The organism is Streptomyces mashuensis, assembly GCF_014654785.1.
Classification (GTDB): domain Bacteria; phylum Actinomycetota; class Actinomycetes; order Streptomycetales; family Streptomycetaceae; genus Streptomyces; species Streptomyces mashuensis.
The window spans coordinates 296,839-311,409 of sequence record NZ_BNBD01000004.1 but is presented as its reverse complement, the minus strand read 5'-3'; the positions used below and the strand labels follow the sequence as shown (position 1 = coordinate 311,409).

At 72.6% G+C, this 14,571-nt stretch carries 15 protein-coding genes; 6 read left to right on the top strand and 9 right to left on the bottom strand.

The features are described from left to right. Positions 1-40 precede the first annotated feature (40 nt). Complete coding sequence (locus tag IE305_RS13180) at positions 41-1,867, top strand: acyl-CoA dehydrogenase (protein WP_190129713.1); 1,827 nt, start codon at positions 41-43, stop codon at positions 1,865-1,867. 58 nt (positions 1,868-1,925) lie between these two features. On the opposite strand, the gene IE305_RS13175 is transcribed toward IE305_RS13180, so the two are convergent. From IE305_RS13175 to IE305_RS13160, 4 genes are read right to left on the bottom strand one after another with little or no spacing between them, the layout of a single operon-like run. Next, complete coding sequence (locus tag IE305_RS13175; RefSeq protein ID WP_190129712.1) at positions 1,926-2,450, bottom strand: GNAT family N-acetyltransferase; 525 nt, start codon at positions 2,448-2,450, stop codon at positions 1,926-1,928. Between the two features lie 14 nt (positions 2,451-2,464). Beyond that, a complete protein-coding gene (locus tag IE305_RS13170) occupies positions 2,465-3,001 on the bottom strand; it encodes a GNAT family N-acetyltransferase (protein WP_190129711.1) in 537 nt (178 codons plus the stop codon). Next, entirely contained in the window at positions 2,998-3,522 is a 525-nt protein-coding gene (locus IE305_RS13165; RefSeq protein ID WP_229890892.1) for a GNAT family N-acetyltransferase, read from the bottom strand. The genes IE305_RS13170 and IE305_RS13165 overlap by 4 nt, the downstream gene beginning before the upstream one ends. Then, positions 3,519-4,763, bottom strand: a complete 1,245-nt coding sequence (locus tag IE305_RS13160; RefSeq protein ID WP_190129710.1) for an NsdA family TPR-like regulatory protein — start codon at positions 4,761-4,763, stop codon at positions 3,519-3,521. Before IE305_RS13160 ends, IE305_RS13165 begins: the two co-directional genes overlap by 4 nt. A gap of 228 nt (positions 4,764-4,991) precedes the next feature. On the opposite strand from IE305_RS13160, the gene IE305_RS13155 reads away from it, so the two are divergent. The 4 genes from IE305_RS13155 to IE305_RS13140 all read left to right on the top strand — a co-directional run bounded on the left by IE305_RS13155 (position 4,992) and on the right by IE305_RS13140 (position 7,850). Then, the gene (locus tag IE305_RS13155) at positions 4,992-5,456 is read left to right on the top strand and encodes an ATP-binding protein (RefSeq protein WP_190129709.1); all 465 of its coding nucleotides are present in this window, start codon (positions 4,992-4,994) and stop codon (positions 5,454-5,456) included. A 57-nt stretch (positions 5,457-5,513) separates the two neighbouring features. Further along, positions 5,514-6,803, top strand: a complete 1,290-nt coding sequence (locus tag IE305_RS13150) for a M18 family aminopeptidase (RefSeq protein WP_190129708.1) — start codon at positions 5,514-5,516, stop codon at positions 6,801-6,803. Positions 6,804-6,866: 63 nt separating this feature from the next. Continuing rightward, positions 6,867-7,520: a DUF4232 domain-containing protein gene (locus IE305_RS13145; protein ID WP_190129707.1), complete on the top strand. Its 654-nt coding sequence runs from the start codon at positions 6,867-6,869 to the stop codon at positions 7,518-7,520. A 105-nt stretch (positions 7,521-7,625) separates the two neighbouring features. Next, entirely contained in the window at positions 7,626-7,850 is a 225-nt protein-coding gene (locus tag IE305_RS13140) for a hypothetical protein (protein WP_190129706.1), read from the top strand. A 19-nt stretch (positions 7,851-7,869) separates the two neighbouring features. Here the strand turns inward: IE305_RS13140 and IE305_RS13135 are convergent, their stop codons facing one another. Beyond that, a complete protein-coding gene (locus IE305_RS13135; protein WP_190129705.1) occupies positions 7,870-9,684 on the bottom strand; it encodes an NHL domain-containing thioredoxin family protein in 1,815 nt (604 codons plus the stop codon). A gap of 87 nt (positions 9,685-9,771) precedes the next feature. Next, on the bottom strand, positions 9,772-10,554 hold the full coding sequence (locus tag IE305_RS13130; RefSeq protein WP_190129704.1) for a carbon-nitrogen family hydrolase: 783 nt from the start codon (positions 10,552-10,554) through the stop codon (positions 9,772-9,774). 137 nt (positions 10,555-10,691) lie between these two features. Between IE305_RS13130 and IE305_RS13125 the strand changes: the two genes are divergently transcribed. Then, positions 10,692-11,522, top strand: a complete 831-nt coding sequence (locus IE305_RS13125; RefSeq protein WP_190129703.1) for a maleylpyruvate isomerase family mycothiol-dependent enzyme — start codon at positions 10,692-10,694, stop codon at positions 11,520-11,522. A gap of 39 nt (positions 11,523-11,561) precedes the next feature. Here IE305_RS13125 and IE305_RS13120 read toward each other — a convergent pair whose 3' ends face one another. The 3 genes from IE305_RS13120 to IE305_RS13110 form a co-directional block, all read right to left on the bottom strand. Further along, complete coding sequence (locus IE305_RS13120; protein ID WP_190129702.1) at positions 11,562-12,893, bottom strand: MFS transporter; 1,332 nt, start codon at positions 12,891-12,893, stop codon at positions 11,562-11,564. Beyond that, positions 12,890-13,552, bottom strand: coding sequence for a GntR family transcriptional regulator (locus IE305_RS13115; protein WP_190129701.1), 663 nt, complete (start codon positions 13,550-13,552; stop codon positions 12,890-12,892). The genes IE305_RS13120 and IE305_RS13115 overlap by 4 nt, the downstream gene beginning before the upstream one ends. Before the next feature lie 113 nt (positions 13,553-13,665). Further along, positions 13,666-14,535: a helix-turn-helix transcriptional regulator gene (locus tag IE305_RS13110; RefSeq protein ID WP_190129700.1), complete on the bottom strand. Its 870-nt coding sequence runs from the start codon at positions 14,533-14,535 to the stop codon at positions 13,666-13,668. Positions 14,536-14,571 lie beyond the last annotated feature (36 nt).

Here is a 14,571-nt window from a genome sequence, read left to right as displayed (position 1 = left end):
ACAGAGGATCGCCTCTCCCGCACCTACGGAGCCGTCTGTCATGGGCCACTACAAGTCGAATCTTCGCGACATCGAGTTCAACCTCTTCGAGGTCCTCGGCCGCGACAAGCTGTACGGCACCGGCCCCTTCGGGGAAATGGACGTCGAGACGGCGAAGAGCGTGCTGTCGGAGCTGACCCGCCTCGCGGAGAACGAGTTCGCCGAGTCCTTCGCGGACACGGACCGCAACCCGCCGGTGTTCGACCCCGAGACCAACACCGCCCCGGTCCCGGCCACGTTCAAGAAGAGCTTCCGCGCCTTCATGGACTCCGAGTACTGGCGCCTGGGCCTGCCCGAGGAGATCGGCGGCACCACCTCCCCGCGCTCCCTGATCTGGGCCTACGCCGAGCTCATCCTCGGCTCCAACCCGGCCATCTGGATGTACTCCTCGGGCCCCGCCTTCGCGGGCATCCTCTTCGAGGAGGGCAACGAGCAGCAGAAGCACATCGCCAAGCTCGCGGTGGAGAAGGAGTGGGGCTCCACCATGGTCCTCACCGAGCCGGACGCCGGCTCGGACGTGGGCGCCGGCCGCACCAAGGCCGTGCAGCAGGAGGACGGCTCCTGGCACATCACCGGTGTGAAGCGCTTCATCACCTCCGGCGAGCACGACATGGCGGAGAACATCCTCCACTACGTCCTCGCCCGCCCCGAGGGCCACGGCCCCGGCACCAAGGGCCTGTCCCTCTTCCTCGTCCCGAAGTACGAGTTCGACTTCGAGACCGGCGAGCTGGGCGAGCGCAACGGCGTCTACGCCACCAACGTCGAGCACAAGATGGGCCTCAAGGCGTCCAACACGTGCGAGATGACCTTCGGCGACAAGCACCCCGCCAAGGGCTGGCTCATCGGCGACAAGCACGACGGCATCCGCCAGATGTTCCGCATCATCGAGTTCGCCCGCATGATGGTCGGCACGAAGGCCATCGCCACCCTCTCCACCGGCTACCTCAACGCACTCGAGTACGCCAAGGAGCGCGTGCAGGGCCCGGACCTGGCCAACTTCACCGACAAGACGGCGCCCAAGGTCACCATCACCCACCACCCCGACGTGCGCCGCTCGCTGATGACGCAGAAGGCGTACGCCGAGGGCATGCGCGCGCTGGTGATGTACACCGCCGCCATCCAGGACGAGATCCAGGTCAAGGAGGCCGCGGGCGAGGACGCCAAGGCGCTCAACGGCCTCAACGACCTGCTGCTGCCCATCGTCAAGGGCTACGGCTCCGAGAAGTCGTACGCGCTGCTCTCCGAGTCCCTCCAGACCTTCGGCGGCTCCGGCTACCTGCAGGAGTACCCGATCGAGCAGTACATCCGGGACTCGAAGATCGACACCCTCTACGAGGGCACCACCGCCATCCAGGGCCAGGACTTCTTCTTCCGGAAGATCGTCCGCGACCAGGGCCAGGCGCTCACCACCCTCTCCGAGGAGATCAAGAAGTTCCTCGCCGAGGCCGCGGGCGGCGAGGACCTCGCCGAGGCCCGCGAGCTCCTCGCCAAGGCCGCGGTGGACCTGGAGGGCATCGTCGGCGCCATGCTGACGGACCTCGCCGCCACGGAGAAGGACGTCAAGTCCATCTACAAGGTCGGCCTCAACACCACCCGCCTGCTGATGGCCTCGGGTGACGTCGTCGTCGCCTACCTGCTCCTCAAGGGCGCCGCGGTCGCCGCCGAGAAGCTCCCGACGGCCTCCACGAAGGACAAGTCCTTCTACACCGGCAAGATCGCCGCCGCGAAGCACTTCGCCCGCACGGTCCTGCCCCACCTCGCGGTGGAGCGCACCCTGGCCGAGCAGGTCGACCAGTCGCTGATGGAGCTGGACGAGTCGGCGTTCTGATCGCCTGACCTGCCGTGAGCGCCGGGCCCCCCGCGGGGGGCCCGGCGCTCACGCGTTCTCACGGGCGGAGGCCGAGCAGCATCACGTCGTGAAGGTCGGCGCCTTCCCAGGGCCGCGCCTCGCCGACCTTGCGGTACCCCCACGCCCGGTAGGCGGCGGTTGCCGCCGTGCTCTCCGGATGGACGTTGAGGAGCACCCGCTCGGCCCCGACACCGTCGAGCAGCGCGTCGTGCAGACGACGACCGACGCCCTGCCCACGCCACGCCCCCCGCACGGCGAGCTCCAGCAGCCCGAACGTCCGGTGCCCGTCCTCACGGCTCAGGTCGTCGGGCACGGGCTCGGTCAACTGAGCCCACCACCGCGTGGCGGGCCCGAGGAGGTGGCCGTACGCCATGCCGACCGGTTCGCCGTCCCCGGCGCGCGCGAGGACAGCGCGGAAGACCGGCTTACGGGCCAGCGTCCGGAAGCGCCGGCAGGCGGCCGAGACGTCGGCGGCGGACTCGCGGTACGGCGGCTCCGCGAACACCTCGGCGTAGACCAGCCTGAACGCGTCCTCGGCCGCTGCCGCGGCCGACCCGTCCATGCACTCGACCCTGCTCAGAGCGGCAGCTCGGCAACCATGACGGCGAACAGCGGCGAGTCCGGGAACGGCCGGCGCTCGCCGACCTTGCGGTAACCCCATGACTCGTAGAGCGCCTGCACCTTGGGGTGGGTGACGTCCACGAGCAGGGCGGCCAGGTCGTCGTCCGCCCGGTGCGCCAGCAGCGCGTGGTGCAGCCGCGCGGAGTGCCCCTGCTTCCGCCACTTCGGCCGCACCATCAGCTCCGACACGTGGAACGTCCGCGTCTTCTCCGGTGCGGGGTCGAGGTGCTCGCGCCACCACTCCCGCCCGGCCTGGGCGGCGGCCCCGTACGCGTACCCGACGGGCTCCACACCGTCGTACCCGATGACGCACGAGAACCCGGGATTGCCCGACCAGTGGTCCACGAACCAGGGGAACCGCTGGACGAACGGGTCGTCGGCCCGGTCGGCGTACGCGTCGGCGTGCACGTCGAGGAGCGTCTGGCGGATGCGGGCGGCGTCGTCGTGGGTGTACTGGCGGACGACGATCCCTCGCCCGTCGTCCCCGCTCACCGGATGTCCCGCAGCATCGCGGTCAGCACCGGTCCGTCCGGGGACGGCTGCTGGTGGCTGATCGTCGTGTAACCCCACGACTCGTAGAGCGCGAGCACCTTGCCGTCTCCGGCCTCGGCGTTCACCAACAGGGAGACGCGCTTCTCTGGGCGTCCGGCCAGCAGCTCGTCATGGATGCGGCGGGCGCTCCCGGTCTTCCGCCACCGCTCGCGCACCATGATTTCCTTCAGCGCCACGGTGGGTGTGCTGGTGCAATCGGCGGGGAGCGGCGTGGCCATGCGCTTCCACCAGCGGTCGTCGGGCGTCAGGGTGTTGACGTAGGCGTAACCGATGGGCTCGTCACCGTCGTAGCCGATCACCGCTTCCCACCCCGGGTCGTTCGCATGCCGCGCCAGCCGCTCGCCGTACCGCTCCACGGAATAGTGCGGGCGGTGGAGCTGGTCGGCGCCCAGCGCTCGGCGGCCCCCACCGGAATGGCCGGTGCGAGGCGCTTGGCGGCTCTGCTCTGCGCGGCGGCTCACGTCGTACCGCCGATCGAGCGCTCGAAGTCGTTCCATGCGCGCGCCTGCGCACTGCCTGGTGCTTCCCGGCTCAGCCTTCTGCCGAAGTCACGGAGGATATCGGCCACCCGGGGATGCTCGGCGCTGATCGTGACGGACATCGCGGTCCGAACGGCTGCTTCGACGTCGCCCTGGCACAGCTGGGCGATGGCGAGACGGGCCGTGACGATGGCCCGGTCTCGTTGCATGGACGGGCCGAGCAGAGCAAGGCTGCGGTGGGCGTGCGCTTCGGCCTGCGGGTAGTCGCCCAGGCTGAGGTACGCGGAGAGCGCCAGCTCCTCGACCTCTGCCCGGTTGCAGACGGCCCTCAACCAAGCAGGTCGCTGAACGCTCATGTCAGCGCGCTCCCACGCTTCCCTGGCATGGCCCAACGCTCGCCGCACCCCTTGGCGGTTGCCGGTGACGCCGTGGATCGCGGCTTGGCGAGCGTGCCCGAGGCAGGCGAACACCGGGTCGCGGCGGGCCACAGGCAGACCACGCGCCACGTCGTTGGCGGCCAGGGCGTCGGTGGGGCGTCCGAGGTGGCGATAGAGGCTGCCCGCGTGTGACCAGATCCGGAACTGAATCGTCTGATCGCCCGACATTGCCGCCAGCCCGGCGGCGCGATCGAGATGACGCTGCGCGGCTTCGAAACGGCGGCCATCGGTGGCCGCCCACATTGCCGACGACATGAAACCGGCGGCGCAGCCGTACAGGGCCCTGCGAGTGTGCTGGCCGGCGTCGCCGCGGCTCTGTAGCAACATGGCTTCACCGGCGAGGTCGCAAGCCCGCACTTCGATGCTGGTCCGACCTCCGTACTTGTGATCGTTCGCGATGATGGCAGCGAACTTGCGGTGCAGCCGTTCGACGTCGGTGAGACCGACACGGCGGGACGCCGCGGCCGCGGGGGCGCTGACGGCCAAGGCCGTTGCGGCAGCGACGGTCATGAAGTTTCGGCGGTGCACGGGGGCCTTCCCTCCTGTCGTTCGTGGTGGCGTAAAGCCCAGTTCCTCGGCCGAACACGCGAAGATCGCCTCTAAAGCCGCCCGCTGGGCTGGGTGCGGCCAGCGCGTGCGCCCGGAGACCCAATTCCGGACCGTCCGGTCGCCCACCGTGCCGGCGCGACCTCCCTCGATCAGGAGCAGGCTGACTTTGTTGGCGAGCTCCATCTGCGTGTAACCCGCCTCGGCCATACGGCGCTTGAGGAGTTCGTTGCCCTCCATGTGCCCACGGTAGCCACCCGGCGGCTCTGCGTGGCACACCGCGCCCTCGAAATTTCCGGTTCGGCGCGCTCAACGCCCCCACCACTTTTCCTCCCCCACCCCCCACCCCCGCCGTTGTACTGGGCATCCCCGGCCGGCGTTCGGGCCGGGACCGATAGGCCGTCACCGTCGCCTATTCGCCGCGCGCCCGCCCGGCGGCGGTGGCGGCTCGGACCATGTGAGGCGAGCATGACCACGACCCCGCACCCCGCCCCCACCGGCGTCCCCGCCTACACGCAGAGCCTGCCGCGTGAGCCCGCGTCCGCGCGGCAGGCGCGGTTGCTGGTGACCGCCGTGCTGCACACGTGGAATCTGCCGCACCTGCTCGACACCGGGTTGCTGATCGTCTCCGAGCTCGTCGGCAACGCCGTGCGGCACACCGCGTGCGACACCCTGCGCGTCACCGTGTCGCGCACGCGGGCCGGGCGGGTGCGGTTCGCCGTGGTGGACATGTCGCCGCAGCGGCCCGTGCGGCTGGCCGCGGGCAGCGGCGACGACAAAGGGCGGGGGCTCGCCGTGGTCGCGGCGCTCGCCGACCGGTGGGACGTCGACCCGCTGCCGTGGGGGAAGCGGGTATGGGCCGACGTCGGGGAAGCGCCGCCGGTCGCGCGGTTGCCCTGGCCGCTGACCTATGGGGCTCCGCCCCAGCGGTAGGACAAAGGGGCGGCCATTACCCCCCGGAATTCGTCCTCCCCTCCTTATCCTGGCCGCATGAGTTCTGCGCACCGCTTCGACCGCGGACACACCGACGACCTGATGTCCTTCCTCGCGGCCAGCCCGTCGCCGTACCACGCGGTGGCGAGCACTGCGGAGCGGCTGGAGAAGGCCGGGTTCCGGCGGGTGGCGGAGACCGACGCGTGGGATGCCACGGCCGGGGGGAAGTTCGTGACGCGCGGTGGCGCGATCATCGCCTGGTACGTGCCCGAGGGCGCGACGCCCTCGACGCCGTTCCGCATCGTCGGCGCGCACACCGACTCGCCCAACCTGCGCGTGAAGCCCGTGCCCGACACCGGCGCGCTGGGCTGGCGGCAGGTCGCCGTGGAGATCTACGGCGGGACGCTGCTCAACACCTGGCTCGACCGCGACCTCGGCCTGTCCGGGCGGGTCACCCTGCGGGACGGCAGCGACCACCTCGTCAACGTCGACCGGCCCCTGCTGCGCGTGCCCCAGCTCGCCATCCACCTCGACCGCGGCGTCAACAGCGAAGGGCTCAAGCTCGACGCGCAGCGCCACATGACGCCCTTGTGGGGCCTCGGCGAGGCGCGCGAGGGCGACCTCGTCCGCTTCGTGGCGCAGGAGAGCGACCTGCCGGCCGAGGAGATCGCCGGCTGGGACCTGATGACGCACAGCGTCGAACCGCCCGCCTACCTCGGCCGCGACCGCGAGCTGCTGGCCGGGCCGCGCATGGACAACCTGCTGTCCGTGCACGCCGCGACGGCCGCCCTGATCGCCGCGGCGGCCGCCGGCCCCGGCCACATCCCCGTGCTCGCCGCCTTCGACCACGAGGAGAACGGCAGCCAGTCCGACACCGGCGCCGAGGGCCCCCTGCTGGGCACCGTGCTGGAGCGGTCCGTGCTCGCCCGCGGCGGTACGTACGAGGACCGGGCCCGCGCCCTGGCCGCGTCCGTCTGCCTGTCCTCCGACACCGGCCACGCCGTGCACCCCAACTACCCCGAGCGGCACGACCCCGGCCACCACCCGGTGCCCAACGGCGGCCCCATCCTGAAGGTGAACGTCAACCAGCGGTACGCCACCGACGGACGCGGCCGGGCGGTGTGGGCCTCGGCCTGCGAGCGGGCCGGCGTGCCCTGGCAGACGTTCGTCTCCAACAACTCCATGCCCTGCGGCACGACCATCGGCCCCATCACCGCCGCCCGCCACGGCATCACCACCGTCGACATCGGCGTGGCCTGCCTGTCGATGCACTCCGCCCGCGAACTGTGCGGCGCCGACGACCCGTACCTGCTGGCCTCCGCCCTGGCCGCCTTTCTGGAGGACTGACCGTCCGACAGCCTGATATACAGCCCCCGGAACCAGCGCACCACTGACCCCGGGGAAACCACCATGACCACCCGCAGCCTTCGGATCGCCGTCGCCGCCCTCACCGCGACCGCCGCCCTCACCCTCACCGCGTGCGGCGGCGGCGATACGAAGAAGGAGCAGTCCGCCCCGGCGTCCGCCGGCGCCGAGGAGAACAGCGACGCGGGCACGGACGGCACCGCCGACAGCAACGACGGGACCGACAGCGACGGGGGCACCGACGACAGCGGCGAGGAGCAGGCCACGGCGGACAAGGGCGACGCCTGCGCCCCCGACGCGGTGAAGGTCGAGGTCCGGCAGGTGTCCTCGCCCGCCCGGCACGTCGTGCTGGTGGCGACCAACACCTCGTCGACGCTCTGCTACGCCTACGGCTTCCCGTTCCTGCGCTTCGACCAGGACCAGGCGTCGGCCGCCGCCGTCGAGGAGAGCCGCACCCAGGACCGCACCGCGCTCAAGCCGGGCAAGTCCGCGTACGCGGGTGTGCTCACGTCGGCGACCGACGGCTCGGGCGGGCCGGGCCGGGACGTGAAGGAACTGTCCGTCACCTTCCAGAACGCGAAGGGCGAGCCGGTCGGCACGCCGGCCCGCGTCCCCGCGCCCGGCGGGAAGCTGCACGTGGACGACACGGCCCGGACCTCGTACTGGGTGTACGACGAATCCGCCGCCCTGAAGTTCTAGCCCGGGAGTTCCGGCCCGGACGTTCCAGCCCGGACCGGCGGGGTAGCCGCACCTGTGCCCAGCCGGCCAGGCCGGCGACCTACGCCGAACTCCGGGAGGCAACCCATGGGCATGGGATGGTGCATTGGTCTGATCGCCGCGGGCGGGATCCTGACGTTCGCCGTCGACTGGAAAGCCGACGGCGTGAACGTCCCCCTGGTGGGGCTGATCCTCATGGCGGCCGGTTTCCTCGGCCTGAGCGCCTACGTGACCGTCTTCAAGCGCCGCCGCATGCAGCCCCCGCCCCCGGCGGCCCCCGTCGTGGAGGAGGACCACCGGTTCGTCCGGTGACCGGACCCCAGGAGCGCGGTCAGCCGTCCAGGCCCGCCAGCACCAGCGGCAGCCGGGCGGCGCCGCCCGCCACGACCCGGACCGGGACGCCCCAGTCCTGCTGGTGCACATGGCAGGCCGGGTATTCGTTGTCCGGGTCGTCGTCGCAGGAGGCGGCCATGGCCGAGACGTGCAGCACGCCCTCGGTCACGCCGTCCGCCAGCACCAGGTCACGGCCGAGATCCGTGCCCTGGCCCGCGCCCTCGGCCAGCAGCTCCGGCGGCGTCGAGCTGACGAGCAGCCGCGTCGAGGGGCCGTACCGCGTGTCGAGCTTCTGGCCCGCCGGGGCCTGGAACACCACGTCGAGCCGGAGGGCGCCGGGGGCGACCTCCGTGGCCTCGCGCTGCGTCCGGTGCGCCACGGCGTCGACGCGCACGGCCTCCTCCGGCAGGCGCAGCCGCGTCAGCCGGTGCCGGGCCGATTCGACGACCACGATGTCGTCGCCCACGAGGACCGCGCCGGACGGCTCGCGCAGGTCGGTGGCGAGCGTGCTGACCTGGCCGGTGGCCGGGTCGTAGCGGCGCAGGGCGTGGTTGTACGTGTCGGAGACGGCGACGGAGCCGTCGGGCAGCACGGTCACGCCGAGGGGGTGCTGCAACAGGGCCTGCGCGGCGTCGCCGTCGCGGTGGCCGAAGTCGAACAGGCCGGCACCGACGGCCGTGCGGACGGCGAAGCCGTCGCCGTCGCGCTCGACGTAGCGGAGGGCGGACGTCTCGGAGTCGGCGAGCCAGAGGCGGTCGCCGCCGGAGGCGAGGCCGGAGGGCTGGGCGAACCAGGCGTCGGCGGCGGGGCCGTCGACGAGGCCCTCGTTGGTGGTGCCGGCCGCGGCGGTGACGGTGCCGGTCCGCGGGTCGTACGTCCACAGCTGGTGGACGCCGGCCATGGCGATCCACAGCCGGTCGGCGAACCAGGCGACGTCCCAGGGGGACGACAGGTCGACCTCGCGGGCGGGCCCGGAGGTGGGCGAACCCTGCCACCACTGGCGGCCCGTGCCGGCCAGGGTGGTGACCTCGCCGGTGGCGGGGTCGTACGCACGCAGGGCGTGGTTGACGGTGTCGGCGACGGCGACCGTGCCGTCGGGCAGCAGCGCCAGGCCCTGGGGCTCGCTGAAGCGGGCCTTCTCGGCGGGCCCGTCGGTCAAGCCGCGCTCGCCGGTGCCGATGCGGCGGACGACGGTCTCGCCGTCGGCGGCGAGCTCGACGAGGGCGTGCCGGGTGGAGTCGGAGACGAGGAAGGTGCCGCCGGGCAGCAGCAGGGCCTTGCCGGGGAAGCGCAGGTCGGTGGCGGCGGGCTCCGGCGGGACGTAGGGGCCGTCGCCGCGGTGCAGCGTGCCCTTGGCGGCGTGCGTGGCCTCCAGCTCGCCGACCAGGCGTTCCAGGGCGTGGGCGTGGCCCTCGCCGGCGTGCTGGGCGACGACGTAGCCCTCGGGGTCGATCACGACGAGGGTGGGCCAGGCGCGGACGGCGTACTGCTTCCAGGTGGCGAGCTCGGGGTCGTCGAGGACGGGGTGCTCGACGCCGTAGCGCTCGACGGCGTCGACGACGGCCCGGTGGTCGGCCTCGTGCACGAACTTCGGCGAGTGCACGCCGATGATCACGACGGTGTCGCGGTGGGCCTCCTCCAGCTCGCGCAGCTCGTCGAGGACGTGCAGGCAGTTCACGCAGCAGAACGTCCAGAAGTCGAGGATGACGATGCGGCCCCGCAGGTCCGCGAGCGTGAGGTCCTTGCCACCGGTGTTGAGCCAGCCGCCCTTGCCGATGAGCTCGGGGGCGCGGACGCGTGCGTGTGCAGCCATGTCCCCATCCAACATCAGGGGCGTCGGCGTCTCTTCCCGTGTCTCGCCGACCGGACGATCAGCGTCTCAAGAAGCGGTCCACGCGGTCTACGGGTGCTTCAGCACACGGTCCTTCAGCGCCGGGAACTCCTCCCGGGTGCGGGCCACGGCTGCCGGGTCGATCTCCGCCGTGAGGACCTCCTCGTCCGGGCCGGCCTCGGCGATCACCTCGCCCCACGGGCCGACGACGATGCTGTGGCCGGCCTGGGGGGTGCCGCCGTGGGTGCCGGCGGTGCCGCAGGCGAGGACGTACGCCTGGTTCTCGACGGCGCGGGCACGGGCGAGCAGCGTCCAGTGCTCGCGGCGCCGCTCGGGCCAGCCCGCGGGGAGCACGAAGGCGTGCGCGCCGGCGTCGGTGAGGGCCCGGAAGAGCTCGGGGAACCGCAGGTCGTAGCAGGTGGCGAGGCCGGCGGTGAGGCCGGGCAGGCCCACGGTGACGGGCTCGGTGCCCGCGGACATGAGGACGGCCTCGCCGCGGTCGAAACCGAATCGGTGGATCTTCCGGTACGTGGCGGTGAGCGCGCCGTCGGGCGAGAAGACGAGGGAGGTGTTGTAGAGGGCACCGGCGGCGTCGCGTTCGACGACGGAGCCGGCGTGCAGCCAGACCGCCGCGTCGCGGGCGGCGGCGGACATCGCGGCGGCGGTGGGGCCGTCGAGGGGTTCGGCGCCGTCGGCGAAGCGGTCGAAGGCGAAGGCGCCGACGGTCCACAGTTCGGGCAGGACGACGAGACCGGCTCCGCGCTGGGCGCGGACCAGGGCGGCGGCGCGTTCACGGCGCGCGGCGACGGGTTCCTCGTCCCGCACACCCAACTGGATCAACGAGGCGCGCACAGTACCACCACTCTCCGCATGCGTCACACGAAACCTCTGCCGGGGCGACCGTCGGCAGCGTAACTTAGCGGTGGAGAACCCCGACAGCACATGCCACGCACCCACTCGCCGCACCGCACCGCCCGAGGGATCCGCCCGTGACAGTCCACCCCAGCCTGCAGCCCGCGATCGACGCCTGGACCCATTCCGTCGAATCCGTCAACGAATTGGTCAAGCCGCTCGCCGAGAGCGACTGGAACCGGGCCACGGAGTGCCCGGGGTGGTCAGTGCGCGACGTGGTCTCCCACATCATCGGCGTCGAGTGCGAAATGCTGGGCGAACCACGGCCCATTCACACGCTGCCGCGCGATCTCCGCCATGTCACCGACGAGTTCTCGCGCTACATCGAGGTGCAGGTGGACGTGCGGCGCTGCCACACGGCGCTGGAGATGACGTCGGAGCTGGAGTACACGATCATCCGGCGATCGCGGCAGCTGCGGAACGAGTCGCGGCCCCCGCACACACGGGTGCGCTGGCCGCTGGGCAGCGGCCACGAGCAGACGCTCGAACGGTCGCTCGTCACCCGGGCCTTCGACGTGTGGGTGCACGAACAGGACCTGCGCCGGGCGCTGGGCGTGCCGGGCAACCTGGACTCGCCGGCAGCCGTGCTGGCCCGCGACCACCTGCTGCGCGCGCTGCCGCGCGTGGTGGCCAAGGACGCGGCGGCGCGCGAGGGTTCGGTGATCGTCTTCGATGTGCACGGCCCGCTGGAGTTCCTGCGCACGGTCCGGGTGGGCCCGCGCGGCACGGCCACGGTGGACAGCACGGTGTCGCTGGGCCCGACGGTGACGCTGGCGCTGGACTGGGAGACGTACGCGCGCCTGGCGTGCGGCCGGGTGCGGCCCGCGGCGGTGCGGGACCGCCTCAAGGTGGAGGGCGACGAGGGGCTGGCGCAGGCGGTCCTGGACGTCTTCGCGGTCACGCCCTGAGCCCTCTGAGCCCTCTGAGCCCTCTGAGCCCCCGGGGGCTCACGCCGTGAGGTCGCCCTGGTTCACCGGTACGTGCACGGTCTCCACCCGTGACGCCACGACGCGTTCCCGTTCGCGCTGCGAGGCGCGTCCGCGCAGCCGCAGGATCTGCGAGAGGCCCACGGCCTGGAGGACGAAGACGGAGGCGAACGCCAGGCGGTAGTTGTCGCCGGTGGCGTCCAGGAGGAGGCCGACGGCCAGCAGCGTGGTGATGGTGGCGACGAAGCCGCCCATGTTGACGATGCCGGAGGCGGTGCCCTGCCGTTCCGGCGGGTTGGCGGGCCGGGCGAAGTCGAAGCCGACCATCGACGACGGGCCGCAGGCGCCCAGCACCACGCACAGCGTCACCAGCAACCACAGCGGCGCGTGGCCGGGCCAGACGAGGACCGCCGCCCAGAGCAGGGCCGTCGCGGTGAGGGTGCCCAGCACCAGCGGGAGGCGGGCGGCGTGGTGGCGGGCCACGATCTGCCCGTAGACGAGGCCGACGACCATGCTGACGAGCACGACGAGGGTGAGCAGCGTGCCGGCGGTGTCGAGGGACAGGCCCTGCGCCTCCACCAGGAACGGCATGCCCCACAGCAGCAGGAAGACCAGGACGGGGAACTGCGTGGTGAAGTGCGCCCACAGGCCCAGCCGGGTGCCGGGTTCCCTCCAGGCGCGGACGACCTGCTGCCGGACGAAGCCCTTGCCGGGGCGGGGGCCGGGCGCGGGTGCGTGGCCGTCGGGGTGGTCCTGGAGGAAGAGCAGGGCCAGCAGGAGCACCAGCAGCCCGGCGGCGGCGCTGCCGCCGAAGGTGGCGGTCCACCCGGCGTCGTGCAGCAGCCGGGCCAGGACGACGGTGGAGACGAGGTTGCCGCCCATCCCGATGAGCGCGGCCACCTGGGCGATGAGGGGCCCGGTGCGGGCGGGGAACCAGCGGGCGCCCAGCCGCAGCACGCTGATGAACGTCATCGCGTCGCCCAGGCCCAGCAGGGCCCGGCAGGCGAGGGCGGCGGCGTAGGAGTGGCTGAGGGCGAACCCGGCCTGCCCGGCGGTGAACAGGGCGGCGCCCAGGGCGAGCACCGTACGGGTGCCCAGCCGGTCGACCATGAGGCCGACGGGTATCTGCATGCCGGCGTAGACCAGCAACTGGAGTATGGAGAAGGTGGACAGCGCGGAGGCGCCGATGCCGAAGCGCTCGGCGGCGTCCAGGCCGGCCACGCCCAGGCTGGTGCGGAAGATGATGGCGACGAAGTAGACGGCGACGCCCACGCCCCAGACGGCCACCGCCCGGCGGCCGCCGGGCGGGTCGCCGGGCAGGGTGGCGCAGCCGCTCGGTCCGGCTGAGCTCATCGGATGTCCCCCCGGGCGAGGTTGCTGAACCGGTGGATGTGCCGGTCCACGGCGGCGGTGGCCGCCCCGGCGTCCCCGGAGCGCAGCGCTTCGAGGATCTCGGTGTGTTCGGCGATGCTCCGCGCGATGCGGTCGGGGTGGGCGTGCAGCACGGCGACGCCCATGCGCAGCTGCCGGTCGCGGAGCTGCTCGTAGAGGCCGGCGAGGATGCGGTTGCCGGCGTTGCGCACGATCTCGGCGTGGAACGCTCGGTCGCTGTCGGACACGGCCGCGAGGTCGCCCGCCTCCGCCTGCCGTCTCATCGTCTCGACGTGCTCCTCCAGGCGGGCGATCAGGGCCGGGGAGGCCGGGACGGCCTTGCCCGCGGCGTGCTTCTCCACCAGCAGCCGCGTCTCCACCACGTCCGCGATCTCCTGCGCGTCCACGGCGAGCACGAGCGCCCCCTTCTTGGGGTACAGCTTGAGGAGTCCCTCCCCCTCCAGCCGCAGCAGCGCCTCGCGGACCGGGGTGCGGGAGACGCCCACGGCCTGGGCGACATCACCCTCCGTCAGCAGGGTGCCGCCGGCGTAACGCCGGTGCAGTACGGCCTCCTTGACGTGCGCGTACGCGCGGTCGGCGGCGGCGGGGCGGGGGGTGCGGACGGCGGGGGCGGTCGGCATGCGCACAGCATAGATACAACACGGACGGCTGATGAGAGGCCGTCCGCCATACGGACGGCCCGACGGACGGCCCGCGGCGGCCCGCGGACGGCCTGCCCGGTGCCGGTTCTCCGTCAGTCCTCGTCGACGGGCGTGATGAGGACGAACCGCAGGTCCTGACGCTGGATGGGGAGCAGGACGTGGCTCGTCACCCGGATCTCCCTGTGGTCGTGGTACGGCAGGCACAGCCGGAAGACGTGGCCGTCGCGGTGCTCGACCACGTCGTGCTCCTCGGCCCAGATGCGGCGGCAGTCGGCGTCCGCGTCGAGGATCTCGGCGACGAGCGCGCGCAGTTCGGCGTTGCCCGGGTCGCTGTTGGCGGCCACGCGCAGCATGGCCAGGTAGACGCGGGCGCAGCTGTCATCCCAGTCGAGCATCTGCTCGCGGGCCTCGGGGTGCAGCAGCGCCCAGCGCATGAGGTTGGGGCGGGGGCGCAGCACCCAGGGGAACCAGGCGCCCATGAGGGCGTTGGCGGCGACGATGTTCCAGGCACCGTCGGAGAGGTAGGCGGGGCAGCCGACCTGGCGTTCGAGCAGGGTGCGGACGCCGGCGGGGAGGCCGGGGGCGGGGGGTGCGGCGGGGGTGCGGCCGGTCTCGGGGGGTCTGCGGCCGCTGACGGCGAGGAAGAGGGTGAGGGTCTCGGCCTCGCTCAGCCGCAGGGCGCGGGCCACGCGCAGCAGGAAGCCCTCGGAGAAGTCGTGCCGGCGGCCGGCCTCCAGGGCGCGGTACCAGCCCTCGCTGACGCCGGTCAGCCGGGCCACGTGCCGCTGGGAGAGGCGGCGGCCGGGGCGGGGCGACACGCCGCGCAGCTCGGGAACCGTCCGGGCGTCGACGCGGGCCCGCCAGGCGCGGAGCAGACGGCTGATGGACTCGCCGTCCGCGTGGCCGTGGTCGCCGCCGTGGTCGTGGTCACCGCCGGGGTCGTGGCCGTCCTCGCGGTCCACCGCGGCCTCCTGATGGCCTTCCGATCCGACACTGCA